This is a genomic window from Vibrio sp. SCSIO 43153, from assembly GCF_023716625.1.
GTDB classification, from domain to species: Bacteria; Pseudomonadota; Gammaproteobacteria; order Enterobacterales; family Vibrionaceae; genus Vibrio; species Vibrio rotiferianus.
The window spans coordinates 1863334-1879497 of the sequence record NZ_CP071856.1; the positions used below are offsets into that span (position 1 = coordinate 1863334).

At 44.4% G+C, this 16164-nt stretch carries 13 protein-coding genes and 2 tRNA genes; 9 read left to right on the forward strand and 6 right to left on the reverse strand.

Features of this window, described 5'->3' with window-relative positions; all coding sequences use genetic code 11:
• Positions 1–26 precede the first annotated feature (26 nt).
• Positions 27–554: a histidine phosphatase family protein gene (locus J4N37_RS24555; RefSeq protein WP_252042678.1), complete on the forward strand. Its 528-nt coding sequence runs from the start codon at positions 27–29 to the stop codon at positions 552–554.
• Positions 555–610: 56 nt separating this feature from the next.
• Positions 611–1132 (forward strand): lipocalin family protein, encoded by a 522-nt coding sequence (locus J4N37_RS24560; RefSeq protein ID WP_252042680.1) that lies wholly within the window; start codon positions 611–613, stop codon positions 1130–1132.
• Positions 1133–1149: 17 nt separating this feature from the next.
• Here the strand turns inward: J4N37_RS24560 and J4N37_RS24565 are convergent, their stop codons facing one another.
• Positions 1150–1929, reverse strand: coding sequence for an AraC family transcriptional regulator (locus tag J4N37_RS24565; RefSeq protein WP_244663155.1), 780 nt, complete (start codon positions 1927–1929; stop codon positions 1150–1152).
• Positions 1930–2057: 128 nt separating this feature from the next.
• Between J4N37_RS24565 and J4N37_RS24570 the strand changes: the two genes are divergently transcribed.
• Positions 2058–3179, forward strand: a complete 1122-nt coding sequence (locus J4N37_RS24570) for a multidrug effflux MFS transporter (RefSeq protein WP_252042681.1) — start codon at positions 2058–2060, stop codon at positions 3177–3179.
• Between the two features lie 112 nt (positions 3180–3291).
• Here J4N37_RS24570 and J4N37_RS24575 read toward each other — a convergent pair whose 3' ends face one another.
• The 5 genes from J4N37_RS24575 to J4N37_RS24595 form a co-directional block, all read right to left on the reverse strand.
• On the reverse strand, positions 3292–4287 hold the full coding sequence (locus J4N37_RS24575) for a succinylglutamate desuccinylase/aspartoacylase family protein (protein WP_252042682.1): 996 nt from the start codon (positions 4285–4287) through the stop codon (positions 3292–3294).
• Positions 4288–4432: 145 nt separating this feature from the next.
• Entirely contained in the window at positions 4433–5965 is a 1533-nt protein-coding gene (yfcC, locus tag J4N37_RS24580; protein ID WP_005443800.1) for a putative basic amino acid antiporter YfcC, read from the reverse strand.
• A gap of 218 nt (positions 5966–6183) precedes the next feature.
• A complete protein-coding gene (locus tag J4N37_RS24585; RefSeq protein WP_017190809.1) occupies positions 6184–6510 on the reverse strand; it encodes a c-type cytochrome in 327 nt (108 codons plus the stop codon).
• Between the two features lie 78 nt (positions 6511–6588).
• Positions 6589–7593 (reverse strand): low-specificity L-threonine aldolase, encoded by a 1005-nt coding sequence (gene ltaE / locus J4N37_RS24590; RefSeq protein WP_252042683.1) that lies wholly within the window; start codon positions 7591–7593, stop codon positions 6589–6591.
• Positions 7594–7617: 24 nt separating this feature from the next.
• A complete protein-coding gene (locus tag J4N37_RS24595) occupies positions 7618–8133 on the reverse strand; it encodes an NUDIX hydrolase (protein ID WP_017818795.1) in 516 nt (171 codons plus the stop codon).
• A gap of 271 nt (positions 8134–8404) precedes the next feature.
• Here J4N37_RS24595 and J4N37_RS24600 point away from each other — a divergent pair, with 271 nt between their 5' ends.
• From J4N37_RS24600 to dld, 6 genes are all read left to right on the forward strand, one after another.
• Complete coding sequence (locus J4N37_RS24600; RefSeq protein WP_009696114.1) at positions 8405–10066, forward strand: ATPase RavA domain-containing protein; 1662 nt, start codon at positions 8405–8407, stop codon at positions 10064–10066.
• A 9-nt stretch (positions 10067–10075) separates the two neighbouring features.
• Positions 10076–11530, forward strand: a complete 1455-nt coding sequence (gene viaA / locus J4N37_RS24605; protein ID WP_005443815.1) for an ATPase RavA stimulator ViaA — start codon at positions 10076–10078, stop codon at positions 11528–11530.
• A 234-nt stretch (positions 11531–11764) separates the two neighbouring features.
• Positions 11765–11838 (forward strand) — tRNA-Cys (locus J4N37_RS24610).
• Positions 11839–11842: 4 nt separating this feature from the next.
• Positions 11843–11918: transfer RNA gene (locus J4N37_RS24615), tRNA-Gly, on the forward strand.
• A gap of 210 nt (positions 11919–12128) precedes the next feature.
• Positions 12129–13031, forward strand: a complete 903-nt coding sequence (locus tag J4N37_RS24620; protein WP_045388880.1) for a LysR family transcriptional regulator — start codon at positions 12129–12131, stop codon at positions 13029–13031.
• Between the two features lie 446 nt (positions 13032–13477).
• Positions 13478–15184, forward strand: a complete 1707-nt coding sequence (gene dld / locus J4N37_RS24625; RefSeq protein ID WP_045388877.1) for a D-lactate dehydrogenase — start codon at positions 13478–13480, stop codon at positions 15182–15184.
• Positions 15185–16164: the final 980 nt, after the last annotated feature.

The following is a 16164-nucleotide window of genomic DNA, read 5'->3' on the forward strand; positions in this document are numbered from 1 at the left end:
AATTTAACAAGGACGAGCACCACAATATGGACATTGTATTTGTAAGGCATGGCGTGCCAGATTTTACGTTAGCGGATGAGCGGCAGATGACTCAGCTTGAGAAGGACTATGCGCCGCTTTGTCGAGAGCATTTGCCCGTGCTGCAAGAAAAGCTCAATCATCCAGTCTTCAATGATGCTGAAATCATCATCAGCTCTCCTTACACAAGAGCCCTTCAAACTGCAGAAATCCTCAATCGTCACCGCGGTTTGCCTTTGATTGTTGAGCATGACTTGAGAGAGTGGCGTGCTGACAAAGAAGGCGGCTACATTACCTTGAATGAGAGAGACCGACGCTGGCACGAATACCGAGAGTTGTTAAAAGCGGGTATTCCAATGACCGATAATCGTTACGAACATGTTGATGAGCTACAAGCACGGGCTGAATTGGTGCTGGATCGTTACCGCCAATATCGAAAGGTTGTTGTCGTGAGCCACTTTAATGTGTTTGAAGCACTACAAGGTTTCCAAGACGTAGGACTGTCCTGTGGAGAATTTCGATACATTAATTTCTGATCGAATTTTTATCTTCTATAGTAAAATCAGACACTAAATTAATTTCAGGTTGCTGTATGAAATCTCTTAAAACACTTTTACTTTTGTCTCTTGCAACGTTGTTTGGCTGTACGTCTAAACCGGACGGCGTGGAGCCGGTCAATAACTTTGAACTTCAACCATATCTAGGCAAGTGGTATGAAATTGCCCGTCTTGATCACTCCTTTGAGCGCGGTCTATCTAATGTGACGGCTGAATACGAGCTTCGTGAGGATGGTGGCGTAACGGTTATCAACCGAGGTTATTCAGAAGAAGATAAAGAATGGACGCAAGCTGACGGCAAAGCGTATTTCGTTGATGGTGAAAACACAGGGCATTTAAAAGTGTCGTTCTTCGGTCCGTTTTATTCGTCTTACATCGTATTTGAGCTAGGTGAGAACTACGACTACGCGTTTATCTCTGGTTTCAATCACGACTACCTATGGCTACTGTCACGCACACCAACTGTCGATAAAGCAACGGTCGAGCGTTTCAAACAAGTAGCAAAAGATAAAGGCTTTGCGTTGGACGAGCTAATTCTCGTAGACCAAACCAAATAACGCGCGAAATGATCGTCTTATAACAACGATCTGTGCTTCATAAAACTCAGTGGTGTCTGTCCGGTTTGTTTCTTAAAGAACGCAATAAATGCGCTGTCTGATGAGAACTCTAAACAATGGGCAACATCACTGACTTGTCTTTCTTCACATAAGAGCTCAATAGCCTTAAGTAGCCGCCATTGTTGACGCCAATCTTGATAAGACATGCCAGTCTCAGCCTTAAATAGGCGAGTGATAGTTTTGCTGCTCGCGCCAACGGTTTGTGACAGTTGGTTTAACTCAGGAGCTATAAAATCACCCTTGGTCATTGCCTTGCGAAACCCTGTTAAACGCCTATCAGAAGGCAAGGGTAAAGAGAACTCAAACTGCTTCGCTTGGTAAAACTCTTCCCAAAACAAAGCGCTCGTAGCCTGAGTTTTCGTTTCTTCAATATCCCATTCCCACAATGCCATTTTGTCGATCAGTGCTTTTAAAAGATCGTTCACCTCAATCATCACTATTTCATCAGGGCAGTTGTATTCACTGCAATCAAAATAGAGTGAACGGTAAGCCACAACGTTGGTCATGACGGCTCTGTGAGAAGTATGTGGCGGAATCCACACCGCTTTAGTTGGTGGTAAGGTACAAATAGAGTTATCGAGTGCGAACGTCATGCAGCCTTGTGGCGCATAAAGCAATTGTCCTTTCTTGTGTTCGTGCATACCGGAATCATGTTTGCCGACATCCGCTGCAATGCCAACCACACTCGCGGCAATCGCGTCCGCATCAAATCGAGTATTATCTTCAATAATTGCCATTTGTCCGAATCTTGATGTTTTTGGTTTTAATGTTGTTAATGGGTAAAGCATAACGCCTTCTATACTGCACGCCAAGTTAAGTTCGTTACCCACTTAAACATCTGTAGGAGTGGGACAGAGAGGTAAAAATGAAAACGAAACCTTCTATTGGATTGATGGTGGTGATGCTGATGTTTCCGCAAATTGTGGAGACCATATACAGCCCAGCGCTAGGTAATATTGCTCAGTCATTTGCTGTGACGTATTCGCAAGCAGCGCAAACCCTATCTATCTATTTTTCTGCATTTGCTATTGGCGTGGTGGTTTGGGGAATCTTGGCAGATAAGTGGGGCAGACGCCCGACCATGCTGGCAGGGTTGTTGGTTTACGGCGCATCTGCTTTGGTCGCTATGCAAACAGAAAGCTTTGACGTGATGATGATAGCTCGCGCGTTCAGTGCTTTTGGTATTGCGGTTGGGTCGGTCGTGACACAAACCATGCTAAGAGACAGCTTTTCAGGCGATGAGCTAAGCAAAGTATTTAGCGTTATGGGTTTGGGTATTTCCATTAGCCCAGTGATTGGCATGTTGCTCGGTGGTCAGTTAACAGCACTCGGTGGCTATCAGGTTGTGTTCTTTACGTTGTTTATTTTGGCGCTTGTTTTGCTGTGCTACAACGCGGTTAATCTACCTGAAACACAAACTCAAAAGCAGCCGCTAAACATCTGTTCATTACTTGGACGAATGTTGAAAGATGCTCAAATCTGGCAATCTGCGTTGTTGGTTGCGCTCTACAACATTGCTTTATTCGCATACTACCAATTGGGCGCATTCACTTTTGAGCAGCTCGGACTGACTTCTGAGCAGTTCGGATACAGCGGTGTGATATTGGGCGTTGGTACCTTAATTGGCAGTTTGATGAACAAGTCATTGCTAGCAAAAGGTCGCTCACAAACGCATTTGCTTTGGATTGCATCAGCATTTTTGATCATCGGAGGCTTCGGTGTGTTTATGCTGCAAACATCGATTTGGTTCTTGGCCCCAATGTTGTTCATTGTGATGGCATTTGGTATCGCGATTCCAAATGTTCTGAGCACCGCTTTAGTTGATTACAAGCAACAAGCGGGCAGTGCAGGGGCATTGCTAGGATTAATGTACTACTTGATGATTGGTTCAGGTCTAGGCTTAGCTGGAATGATTCAAAACCTTGGATTTGTTCTAATGTCGTGTGCTGCATTGGTTTTATTGGTGACATTGTCACGTAGAGCTTAACTGAAGCATGTTGAAAATACCAACAAAGAAAAGCCCTGCAAGTTATGCAGGGCTTTGTGTTATTGGTTTGAGCCTAACAATCTGAAATTACAAGCTATTAAATTCAAAGGTGTTACTTAATCAGTCGAACAACCAAAGAACCTGGCGCTCGGATCGATTCAATGTTGTGGCTCAGTACCGTGCCTTCTGTTGGCGCTGTGTAACGCTGAATCTCATCACCAAAGCTGTCGTATTGAATCGCAACCAATTGACCTTGTTCTACCTTATCCATCATCTTCACTTGTGGTAGTACAAAACCACCTAATTCAGCGCGAATGCTGATGATGTCTTTACCTTCTAGGCAAGGCGTGATTTCTGCAACTTCACCAGTTACTACGTCATGGCGAGCAAGGATATTGAAGATGCCAGTCACGGTACGGTCGATCAGCTCTTGTTCTGTGTAACGACCCATGCCCACCTCGATGGTGATGCTTGGAATGCCGCTGTTGTTCCAGACGGTTTCAAGTACACCTGCGTCACCCGGATCGTTAAGAATCGCATCTGGGTTAATGAGGCGAGCCATTTCCAGAGATTGCTCAATACGGAAATCGGCAAAAACGTACAGCGGGTAAGCAGCACCAGTGGTTTGAGTGTGTAAATCAATCGCCAGTTCTGCGTTTGGCTTAAGAAGGTTATTCCACAAAGCAAATAGGAAGCGGTTTGCTTCGTTGCCGTTTGCATCGCCAGGGAAGAAACGGTTTAAGTTTGAAGGAGATGCATCTGGATCCGCAGAGAAGAAGTCGCGGCTGTGGTTCAGCATACCCGTTAGGTTGATGGTCGGAACGACAGTTACAGTACCTGCGATGTCTTTACCAATCAGTTCACGAGCGGTCTTTTGAGCAGCTAAAACACCGTTGTATTCATCACCATGAACACCTGCTGTGATCATGATTTTCTTACCCGGTTTTTCGCCTTTGAAAACCAACACAGGCAAATGTTGCCATTGAGATAGGGCGTTGGTTGCGATACGGAACCAAAATTTGTGCTCGCCTGCAGGCAAGTCTTTTACGTCAAGAGATTGAATGACTTGATGACCTTGAATTACGTCATCCAGAAATTGTGTTGCCATTAAAGTTGTCACTCCAAAACATCTTACTTCGATGCTTGTTTGCCATACGGCTTGAATTAAAAAAGGCGAGAACTTGTCTCGCCTTATTCTTTATACCCAAACTCCGCTTTCGCGTTTAAGTTGTTTGGGGATATTGGTAATCAGTTTACGCAAAACCCATCACGTGAGCTGCGACGACGACAATGCTCGATAGGGTAAAGAGTAATAGCATAAAGCGCCAGCAGAATTTCGCCCAGTCACCCCAGTCGATACGACATACACCCAGTGTTGCCATTAGCGACGCTGAAGTAGGAACGATAACGTTAGTGAAACCATCACCAAGTTGGAATGCTAGAACGGCTACCTGACGTGTAACGCCAGCGATGTCTGCAAGAGGAGACAATAGAGGCATTGTCAGCGCTGCTTGACCAGAACCTGAAGTCACGAAGAAGTTGAAAATAGATTGGAAAACATACATCAACCAAGCAGCGGCAACGTCAGGAAGACCGCTGATCACGCCACCAGCGCTATTCAGGATCGAGTTCAGTACGCTCGCTTCATCAGTAGTACCGCCACCTAGGATAAGCAATACACCTTTCGCACAACCAACCAATAGAGCAGGGGCAAGCATGATTGCTGCACCTTCTTTAAATGCGTCAGCCGCACAGTTTAGCGTCATGCCGTTCAGACGGAAGATCGTACCGATAATCGCAACGACAAAGCCCATAGTGAAGAATTGAGATGCGATTTCTGGAATGTACCATGCGTTAGCCACTACGCCCCAAACAACCCATACTGTAGTTGCGATAACCGTAAGGATAACTAGGGTGTCACCTAGGTTCCAACGAGAATCGTGATCACCTAGTTCTTGCTGACGGAAGTATTTGTCAGTGCGACGGCTGTAAGAAAGCTCAGGGTTTGCTTTGATACGCGCTGCGTAGATCATAGTGAAAGCAATACCGATAAGTGTAAAGCCAGCCCACAGACCCATACGTACAGTCATACCAGACAGAACCGGAATACCAGCAATACCTTGCGCGATCGCTACCGAGAATGGGTTCATCCAAGACGTTGCAAAACCAATCTGAGTCGCAACGTAGGTCACCATTACTGTAGTGATGCCATCGTAGCCAAGACGAACCATTAGTGGTGCGATAATAATCGCAAATGCAACGGCTTCTTCACCCATACCAAATACTGCGCCGCCCAAAGAGAACAGCAAAAACAGAACTGGAATGAATAGCGCTTCGTTACCTTTGGTCTTATCGATAAGGCGAAGGATACCGTTGTCGATTGTGCCTGTGCGCATTACCACACCAAATGCACCACCGATAACAAGCATGAACATAATAACGCCAATCGCGCTGCCCCATTTAGAGCCTGAAACCAGACCTTCGAATGGGAAGTTCATTAGACCAATGCCGCCGCCTGAAGCGAACAGTCCAACCTTGTTGTAAACCAATTCACCGTTTTCGTCGGTTGCATAAGAGAAAGAAGATGGATCGATAACAGTACGAGTTTTTTCTGCACCGTCGACCATGTAGGTCACTTGTTGGCTATCGAAATGACCAGCAGGGATTAAGTAGGTAAGAATCGCAGCAAGAATACCAACAATGAAGATCAAAATGAGGGTATCAGGCATCTGCCATGATTTAGGGGTTGCCGCCGATTCCGATGGCTGAGCGTGTGTGTGAGACATAACCTATTTCACGTCGAATTATAGAAAGCATGAAATATCGATAAGATAGAATAAAAAGTCAATATTAACTAAGTTGATGAACTATAAATTCATCAATAATTTGATCTGAAGAGGGTTGAGTTGCTTGTCAATGATTTAATGGTTAATTGTTTTGGTTAGATGTTGTGCGAATGAAAACGGAGTTAGGACTTGTGGTGATTCACAAGTCCCATAATTATTCACTTTTCTGCATGAGGTGTTTGTTCTGAATAAAACGCGGCAACATCGCGCAAATCTTCATCATTCAGCATGCGTAATTGGGCTGCCATCATTTCTGCCAAAGGACCTAAGCGAAGCCCATCTTGATAGGCTTTCATAGAATCATACAGGTACTGAGCATTCTGACCGGCTAGGTTAGGGTAAGCGTCGTTTGTCGTCATGCCGTTCGAACCATGACAGTAAACACAGCTTGGCGATTTAAGTTTGCCTTTATCAACGTCACCAAAAGGTTTCGCCACTACAGAGGAAGAGAGAAGAAGAGACGTTAGAAGCACGTATCTAAGCATTGAATGCACTCATTGTAGTTCTTGAAAGCGCATAGAATAAAGCTTCCCCTTAGGGGAAGCTCAATGATCAAAATCAAGTTAAAGCAGAGATTTAAGGCTAGATAGGAAGGTGTCGATGTCTTGTGCCGAAATATCTTTGTGCGTCACAAAGCGGATTGGGTTTCCTGGCGTAATTGTTATGCCTTGCTCCTTCATCTTTTCTGCGACACCAGCGATATCCACTTGTGGATCAAGCTTGGCAAAGACGATGTTGGTTTGAACAAACTCTGGATTAACAGAGAAACCAGGCAATTCCGCTAAACCTTCCGCCAAGGTTTTTGCATTGATGTGGTCTTGTTTTAGCTGTTCTACTTGCTCGGTAAGGGCTAGTTTACCAGCTGCAGCAAGAATACCCGCTTGGCGCATACCACCGCCGACCATCTTTCTTAGGCGGCGTGCTTTTGCGATGTACTCTTTGCTACCAAGCAGTAGCGAACCAACAGGAGCTGCCAATCCTTTCGACAGACAGATAGTCATTGAATCAAAGTACTGACCAATCTCTTTCACTGGAACATCAAGCGCAACAGCTGCGTTGAATACGCGGGCGCCATCTAGGTGCATCTGCAAGTTATGTTTGTTTACAAACTCACGAGCCTCTGCAAGGTAAGAAAGAGGAATCACTTTACCGTTGATGGTGTTCTCTAAGCTAAGTAGGCGAGTACGTGCAAAGTGCGCATCATCTGGCTTGATAGCGGCTTCTAGCTTATCGAATGGCAAAGTACCGTCTGGGTTGTTCTCAATCGGTTGAGGTTGAATAGACCCCAGTACCGCCGCGCCGCCAGCTTCGTACTTGTAGTTATGCGCTTGCTGACCACATAGGTATTCATCACCACGCTCACAATGCGCCATTAAGCCAAGTAAGTTTGCTTGTGTGCCAGAGGTTGTGAACATTGCCGCTTCAAAGCCCGCAAGCTCAGCAGCAAATTGCTCTAACTCGTTAACGGTTGGGTCATCACCGTACACATCATCGCCGACAGGAGCGGTAAACATTGCTTCACGCATTGCTTGGGTAGGTTGCGTAACGGTATCTGATCGAAAGTCCATAATTCTCTCCTCGGTCGAAAAGACCTAAATATAACCGCAAAGACGAGCTTTGCTTAGGCAAGCGATAGTTTTGGCATCCGTAATAATGCCTTGAATAATTTGTTGTTCGAGTTCTTCTCGTGACAATGTCACTACTTCAATGACTTCGTCGTCGTCACACTCGTATCGATTGGTTTTGTTCAGTTGTTCGGCAACAAACAAGTACTGGATTTCATCACAGAAACCAGCAAGAGGGGTAACTTGACCAAGCGATGTGAACTTTTCGGCGCTGTATCCTGTTTCTTCTTCCAACTCTCTTTGAGCACAGTGCAATGGATCTTCATCGCCTTCACGTGTGCCAGCAGGCAATTCAAGCAGCCATTTGTTAAGAGAGGGACGGAATTGATTAACAAGAACGATGTTGCCATCTGAAGTAATAGGTAAGATAACGGCAGCACCGGGGTGTTGGATAGTGGTATGTGTAATCATCCGACCAGTTGGTAGTTTAACTTCCTCTTCGACCAGAGAAATCTGCTTCCATTTATGAATTGTATTGCTCATGCAGTTGTGGACCCTAGCTGTAACCGCGCATTGACGTGTTTTGCACATTAACCACAAACCACCGGAAACAAAAGAAGAAAATGGTTTCATACTCTTGCGAAACCAGCACATTCAGTGAGTTATGTCTCATAAATGAAAACTATGGTTGCTCGCGCACGCGCGCGAAGAGCATCTGGTATAAACGAGGTTCACTAAAAAATACACTTGTAACAAAGTTATAACAAATGTATAAAATTATATATACAGCCTCAGTTCAACAGCCGGAGCTTCTATGATTCAACCATCTTTCGCATCTAATGCAGAAAAGGCGCTTCTTTCAGAGCGTATCAACAAGCTAGCGAAAGCGTTAACTGATGGCGTTTACGAACGCGAACACACCATCAAACTTTGTCTTCTTGCCGCTCTTGCCGGCGAAAGCGTCTTCCTTCTTGGGCCTCCAGGGATCGCAAAAAGCTTAATCGCAAAACGACTTATCCAAGCTTTTGATAATAGCAGTTATTTTGAATACCTCATGACACGCTTCTCAACACCTGAAGAAGTGTTTGGTCCATTGAGCATTCAAGAGCTAAAAGACAACGGTCGTTATGTCCGTCTTACTCAAGGTTACTTACCAACGGCGCAAGTCGTTTTCCTTGATGAGATTTGGAAGGCGGGTCCTGCGATTCTGAACACGCTATTGACTGTTGTGAACGAAAAGACATTTAAAAACGGCAGCGATATCGAACGTGTACCGATGCGTCTTTTGGTTTCTGCATCAAACGAGCTGCCAGATGAAGACAGCGGCTTAGACGCACTTTACGACCGTATGTTGGTGCGCGTGTTTGTAAACCGCATTCAGGACAAACAAAACTTCAAATCTATGCTGACAGTGGGTACGTCTCAAGAAGCGCAAGTTCCAGAGGGCTTGGCGATCACAGACGAAGAATACCACCGCTGGCAGCAGCAACTAGACAAACTTACTCTGACCGACAACGCATTCGAAAAACTATTCCAACTAAAAACGATGTTGGAAACCAAAGTTGAGTCTGAGTTTGGCGACGCATCATTAACAGACATGTACGTGTCTGACCGCCGTTGGAAGAAAGCGGTCAAGCTGCTTAAAGCAAGTGCGTTCTTTAATGGGCGTGACGAGATCAATCCACTTGACCTTCTGCTACTTCAAGATTGTTTATGGAACAGCCCTGAGTCACGCGATGTCGTTCGCGGTGTGATTCAAGAGTTCGCTCTTAAGCATGCCTTCGACCAGCAAGAAGCAGAGCAAGAGATCGAATACTGTCGTGAATCTTTGGTTGATGTACAGCATGAGCTTGAAGACAAATATCGCATGACACTAAACGCTGAAGCGGCAACCGGTCTGCTTCGCAAAGAAACCATGAGCTTCGATACATCCAAAGCGAAAACTTACAAAGTAGGCGCGGCGGTGAATCTGGTTAAGCTGGTTATTCTGCAAAGCAACATGTCGGTTTCTGAATCAGAGAAGGGCGACAGTCGCTGGGTATACGTACCAAAAGACGAGCTTGACCGAGTGATCAAAGAAGGTCATGGCGATGTGTATGGTTACGTGAACCAAAACACCAATATGTGTCGTCTGCGTTTTGATGTCGATGCAGCCAACAACCTAGTGATCCGTGACATTGCTAACCGAGGCGTGTTGGTGAGCTTGGTTACCCAACAAGGTTTAGACGTTGAGCTTTACCAAAAATGGTTGGCAGAAAGCGAAAAAGCAGTCAGCCAATTGAGCGAAGCTGAACATCATATGCGTAAGGTTAAAGCCAACTTCCATGGTGCATTACCACACAGTTTCGTGGATCCAGAGTTACCACGTCTAATGGAGTCGAGTCTGCAACAGGTGAGCCAGAGACTTGAGTCTATCCAAGGTGAAAGCGAGAAGATCATTCAACGCTTCAAAAACTTACATCAGTTTTTCTCTTAAGGAGACGACATGTTAGGTGCAGACGGACTCAACTTAGCGCTCATGGTGGCAGATTCAGGCATCATTGACAGTGCGGTTAATGATTTAATGGCGCGTTCACAAGTCATGATGATGGCAGAAAACCGAGGCATGAAATCCTCAGTAAAAAACCATCTGCTTAAATGGCGTGGCAACGTGAAAAAGCGCATGACGAAAGTCTGTGAGACAGAACGTTTTCAACAGGAACTCGCGCTCTACCAAGAAGTGATTTATTGGGATGAGAACGAGTTCTTTGAACGCATTGATGATGTGATCAAGAAGCTTGAATGGCACTCAGCGTTTTACATGCAAGCGCGTCGCATGATGGAGAAGAACAAGGGCGTGAATAACCCGATGTTCCCTCATTACTTCTGTGACCAGTGGTATCAAAGCCTTGCAGAAGCAATCAAACAAGCACAAGTCTCTGAGCTTGAAGAGAACAAAGAAAAAGTCCTTAACGACCTTTATCAGCGTATGGAAACCATGCGTAACATGGATAAAGTGACGGAGTCTGGTGACGAAGAAAGCGTAGGGCGTTTATGGGATATGGCGTCAGCTAAGTTAAGTAAAACTGACCTAACCGTGATGAAGCGCCACGCAGAGTTCCTTAAAAAGCACAAAGGCTTACAAGAAATCGCAGAACAGCTTGGTCGCATGGCGGGACAAGTGAATGATCCTGACCTTAATCGCGCGCCAGCAGAAGAGCTGCAAATGGTTGAGGAAAAGAGTGACGAAGCGACAGACGATATCGTCGGTATTCATGAAAGTGACGATCTCAACAAACTGCTACCGAACGAAACCATGTTTTTGGCGTACCCAGAGCTGGAAGTTGTGTTCTATAAGCATTTGGTTGATAAACGTTTGATGAACTACCGCACGCAAGGTAAGTCTCGCACACTGCGTAAGGTAAAAGCGCACAAACCAGATCATAAAGCGGTGGACGTTGAAAAAGGACCGTTTATCGTTTGTGTTGATGCGTCAGGCTCGATGAGTGGCTTCCCAGAGCAATGTGCTAAAGCTATGGCTTATGCACTGATGCAAATCGCTTTGGCGGAGCAACGTGATTGTTATGTGATCATCTTCTCCACGGAGCACATTACTTACGAGTTAACTCGTCAGGATGGCTTACGTGAAGCTGCCGACTTTTTAACTTACAGCTTCCATGGTGGCACGGATTTGGAGCCAACGTTGATTAAATCCATCGATTTGATGAACAGCGACAAATACAAAAACGCCGACATGGTTGTGATTTCAGACTTCATTGCGCCAAAACAGCAAGATGAGTTGCTCGCAAAAGTCGATGCGTTAAAAGCGAAGAAGAACCGATTCCATGCCATTAGTTTGTCGAAGTACGGCAACCCAGCGTTAATGTCGATGTTTGATCACACTTGGTCTTACCATCCAAACGTAGTAGGACGCTTGTTTAAACGCGTTGCCAACGGTTAATCGCGTGAATAGAGATACAAAAGCGGCACCGATTGCCGCTTTTCTTTTGTCTATCTGTTTTGATTTGTCTTAACCAAAGTGAGTAAATCTGGACGGTGTAGGTCGAATTAACATCGGATTGGTTTAAAACAAAGCAAACAAACAGAAATTTTGGATTTTTGTTTGACTATATTTCCTGAATCCGTAAAGTAGCAACCAACGCAACGGGGCAGAGCCTTTAAGCGTAAACAATTTGGCGCCTTGGCAGAGTGGCTATGCAGCGGATTGCAAATCCGTGGACCTCGGTTCGATTCCGGGAGGCGCCTCCATTTTGCGACACTAGCTCAGTTGGTAGAGCGCAACCTTGCCAAGGTTGAGGTCACGAGTTCGAACCTCGTGTGTCGCTCCAAATTATGGATATGGCAATAGCGGTATCCAGATGCGAAGAGCATCAACATCAAACCAGCGAAAGCTGGTTTTTTTGTATCTGTTGTGTGGTTCCTCCTCTATTTCTATCAGCCCAAGATCGGATGTAAGCACACAAGTGTGACTTTCCGATCTGCATTTGGCTTCAAAGCGGCTTACAATATGTTCTTCAACAAGGAAGCAATGAAGACACATGAGAAATACCGACGATTACATCATTTTCTATCATTTAGTTGAACAGGGTTCGTTCAGCGCAGCTGCAAGACAAATGGATCTTACTAAGTCGGTCGTCAGTAAGCGTATTGCCAAGTTGGAGCAGGAGATTGGCGTTCAGCTTCTGTATCGCACAACGCGCACGCTCAAGCTCACAGAAGCAGGGCAATCCTTCTTCGAACATGCACGTAGTGTCTATCAAGCTGTCGTTACCGCAGAAGAGTCGATTGTTGGCTTAGGTAAGAGTTTATCTGGCAATATCAAGATTACGGTGCCTACCATCTCTGGTGAGCTCATCCTTCCTACGGTTATTTCTGAGTTCAACCAAGCGTACCCAGATATCAATATTGATATGGAGCTGGACAACCGGTTTGCAGATATCGTCAATGAGGGTTTTGACCTTGCAATTCGTACAGGGGTTTTGCCTGATTCAAGCCTTATAGCGCGTAAGCTTGTTGATGCAAACTGGATTGTCTGTGCATCGCCTAAGTACGTCGCCAAACATGGCAAACCCAAAACGCCGAACGAGCTCACCAAGCACAACTGTTTGGTTTACGCCTATCAAGAGACGGGGGCGCGTGAGTGGGCTTTCAAACGTGATAATGAAGCTTATCAGGTTAAGGTGGATGGAAATCTATGTACCAACAACTCGTCTGCGTTACGTAATGTCGCTTTGCTAGGGCAAGGCATTATTTATGTACCTCGTGTGCTGGTTTATGAAGACTTGCAGCAAGGTAAGCTCATTCAGTTGTTTAAAGACGAAACTGCCAAGTGCTTAGGCATCTATGCGGTGTATCCATATACACGTCAGCAGCCAGAAAAGATCAAGATCTTTATAGAACACCTTTATCAGTGCTTTCAAAATCGTAGCCATCAATTCTAGCTGGCCACTTTACTCAAAAGGCTTGAACCACCCTTTGGATAGGGCTCATCGCTGAATCCAAAACTCTACCATCCGCCTATTTTCTGTATTGATCTACAATGTCACAGCTATATAACGCTGCCATAACGTATCGGTACTCACATGTTGTGCTTTTGGTTTGACTCAGCATTCTGTCAAGGTAAGGAATATAAAGCCTTGCCAGCCTTTTTGATTTTCTTGTTCTTCGATATTGTGCACATTTGTTAACAATGTACTTTGCTATTGTTTCTTTTTGGAAACGATAAGTTTCTTTGTTGAATTTGTGGTTTTGGAAAGTGTAACTGAATGAAATTATGAATTATTATTGTGGTTTGCTTTACTTGGGCGTAGTTATCTGACTTTAGTGGAATGGACGTTCAGATTCGGACTACTTATATTGGTTGGGCATAATAACTAGAGATACGGATATGAAACAGAAGCAGCTCATCGACGCATTTATCACCATTGTCGGGGAAGAAAACGTCCTTACCGATGAAATCAAAACCAAGTATTACCGCAGCGGTTTTCGCTCGGGAAGCGGTACGGCATTGGCGGTGGTTTTCCCTAATACTCTACTAGAGCAGTGGAAGGTGATTCAACAATGTGTGGAGAACAATTGCATCATCATCATGCAGGCGGCTAAGACCGGCCTTACTGAAGGCTCTGCGCCAAGTGGTAGTGATTATGACCGCGATGTCGTAGTGATTAATATTACCAAGATGAAGCAAATCTATCTGTTAGACGGTGGCAAGCAAGCGGTTTGCCTTCCGGGAGCAAGTTTACATTCGCTAGAAAAAGAGCTGCGAGCAGTAAATCGAGCACCACATTCTGTGATTGGTTCTTCTTCTCTTGGCGCTACTGTGGTGGGCGGCATTGCAAACAACTCTGGCGGGGCTCTGGTTAAACGTGGTCCTGCATACACTGAGTTAGCCATATTCGCTCAGGTCGATAAAGACGGTAAGCTCAATCTTGTTAACCACCTTGGTATTGAAGGATTAGGCTCGACACCTGAAGAGATCTTGCAGAACATCCAAGATGGTAACTTCGATCCAGATAAAGTGATTCATGATGAGCGCATGGCATCGGACAAAGAGTACGACGAACGTGTCCGCGACGTTAGCTCTGATATCCCATCGCGCTTTAATGCCGACGAACGTCGTCTGTACGAGGCGAGTGGTTGTGCGGGTAAACTGGGCGTGTTCGCTGTTCGAGTCGACAGCTATCCAATCCCAGAGAAAGAGCAGGTGTTCTATTTAGGTACTAATGATCCAGATAAGCTCACCAAGCTCAGAAAAGATTTCCTTACGCAGTTTGAAAACTTGCCAGAAATGGGCGAGTACCTTCACCGTGACATCTTCAACATGGCGGAGAAATACGGTAAAGATGTCTTCCTATCTATCGATTTATTAGGCACGGATAATCTACCTAAGATGTTCTCGCTCAAAGCTAAGGTTGAAAACTTCTTAGAGCGTGTACCTTTAGTCAGCAAATACCTGCCAGATACTATTCTCTACTACGCAAGCAAGTTATTCCCACAGCACCTTCCTAAGCGCATGTTGGAATACCGTGATAAGTACGAACACCATCTTGTACTCAAAATGAGCGATGGCGGCATTGCAGAAGCGCAGAAATATCTCAAAGAGGTTTGGGCGGCTGAGCACGATAGTGATTTCTTCGAATGTACGCCAGAAGAGGGCAAGAAAGCGTATCTACATCGCTTTGCAGCAGCAGGTGCAGCAATTCGTTACGAAACCATTCACCGTGACGAAGTTGAAGATATTGTTGCTCTAGATATCGCGTTGCGACGCAACGATGAGGATTGGTTAGAGACGCTACCAGAAGAGGTGACTAAGAATCTGGTTAAGTCTCTCTATTATGGCCACTTTATGTGCTATGTCTTCCATCAAGACTATATATTTAAGAAAGGCACTGACACTAAGTTGATGAAGAAGCTGATGTTGGAGCACTTAAACAGTCGTGGTGCGAAATACCCAGCCGAGCACAACGTAGGGCATCTATATGAAGCAGAAAACTCGTTGCAAAAGTTCTACCACCAACTTGATCCGACCAATACCTTTAACCCGGGTATAGGTAAAATGGACCGCTACAAGCGCAACTGTAACTGCTGTGCTTAGAAGGTAAGAGTTTTGATTCCAAGAGCCGCAGACATACGCGGCTCTTTTTATTTGTTCCTTTACAACCCAACAGAGGACGTCTGTTTAGAGGTAGATCACATGAAATCCAGTCTATCGAATTAATAAGACAGTATTGTGTTGCTTTCTATCATTATGATTTAAAAATGCATTTTAAAAACTATCAGGTTGAGTTATGAATTGTTTGGTTTTTAATCGTTCTGTTTGGTAATATTTCCTTCGCTAGATATTTAAAGGAAGTAATAATTATGAAATTGAATTAATAAATATAAGGATTTTATATCCGCATCGTTGCATTAGTTACTTACAGCGTCCTCCAACATTAAAGTTCAGTTTAAATATAACTCAGCTCAACCTTGGGTCACTTGCGCTTTAAATTAAATACCAAATAAAGCTCTATTTTTTTTGCATGTGCTTAGATACGCCATGAGAAGTTATAGTAGCGTACGTCACTCTAGCTAGATTTACATTCTGTAAAAATAGGTGAGGGTTTTATTTCTCATTGGTTTTAGCAATGTCGTACTTGGCCGGACTGCTTTCTGTAGTGGAGATGCAAGCAAATCAGTAACCCGTTTTGACTTGAATCATAAGTCATAAGACGTTGTTGTTTTCTATCCATAATAAGATATAAATCTAAAATATAATTATGTTTAATTTTAATAATTACTTACCAGTTAATGGTGTTAATTTAAATAAAAGATTCGTTCTAAAACTTGCTGTTGTATCCCTTACTATATTTTCGTCAAACACCTTGGCGGAATATATAAGTGATGTAAAGAACCAAAATACTCATCAACACCACCATACACATTCTGATGTACATGAATCAAAAAAGAAATTTTCTGCTGATAAGAAAAATCTAAAACGAAAAATACAGCAGAATAAATCAGACCTATTGGTAGCGATAGATAATTACCAAAATAGCGATGGCGAAGCCAAATTACGTTATTTTTCAGAAGCAT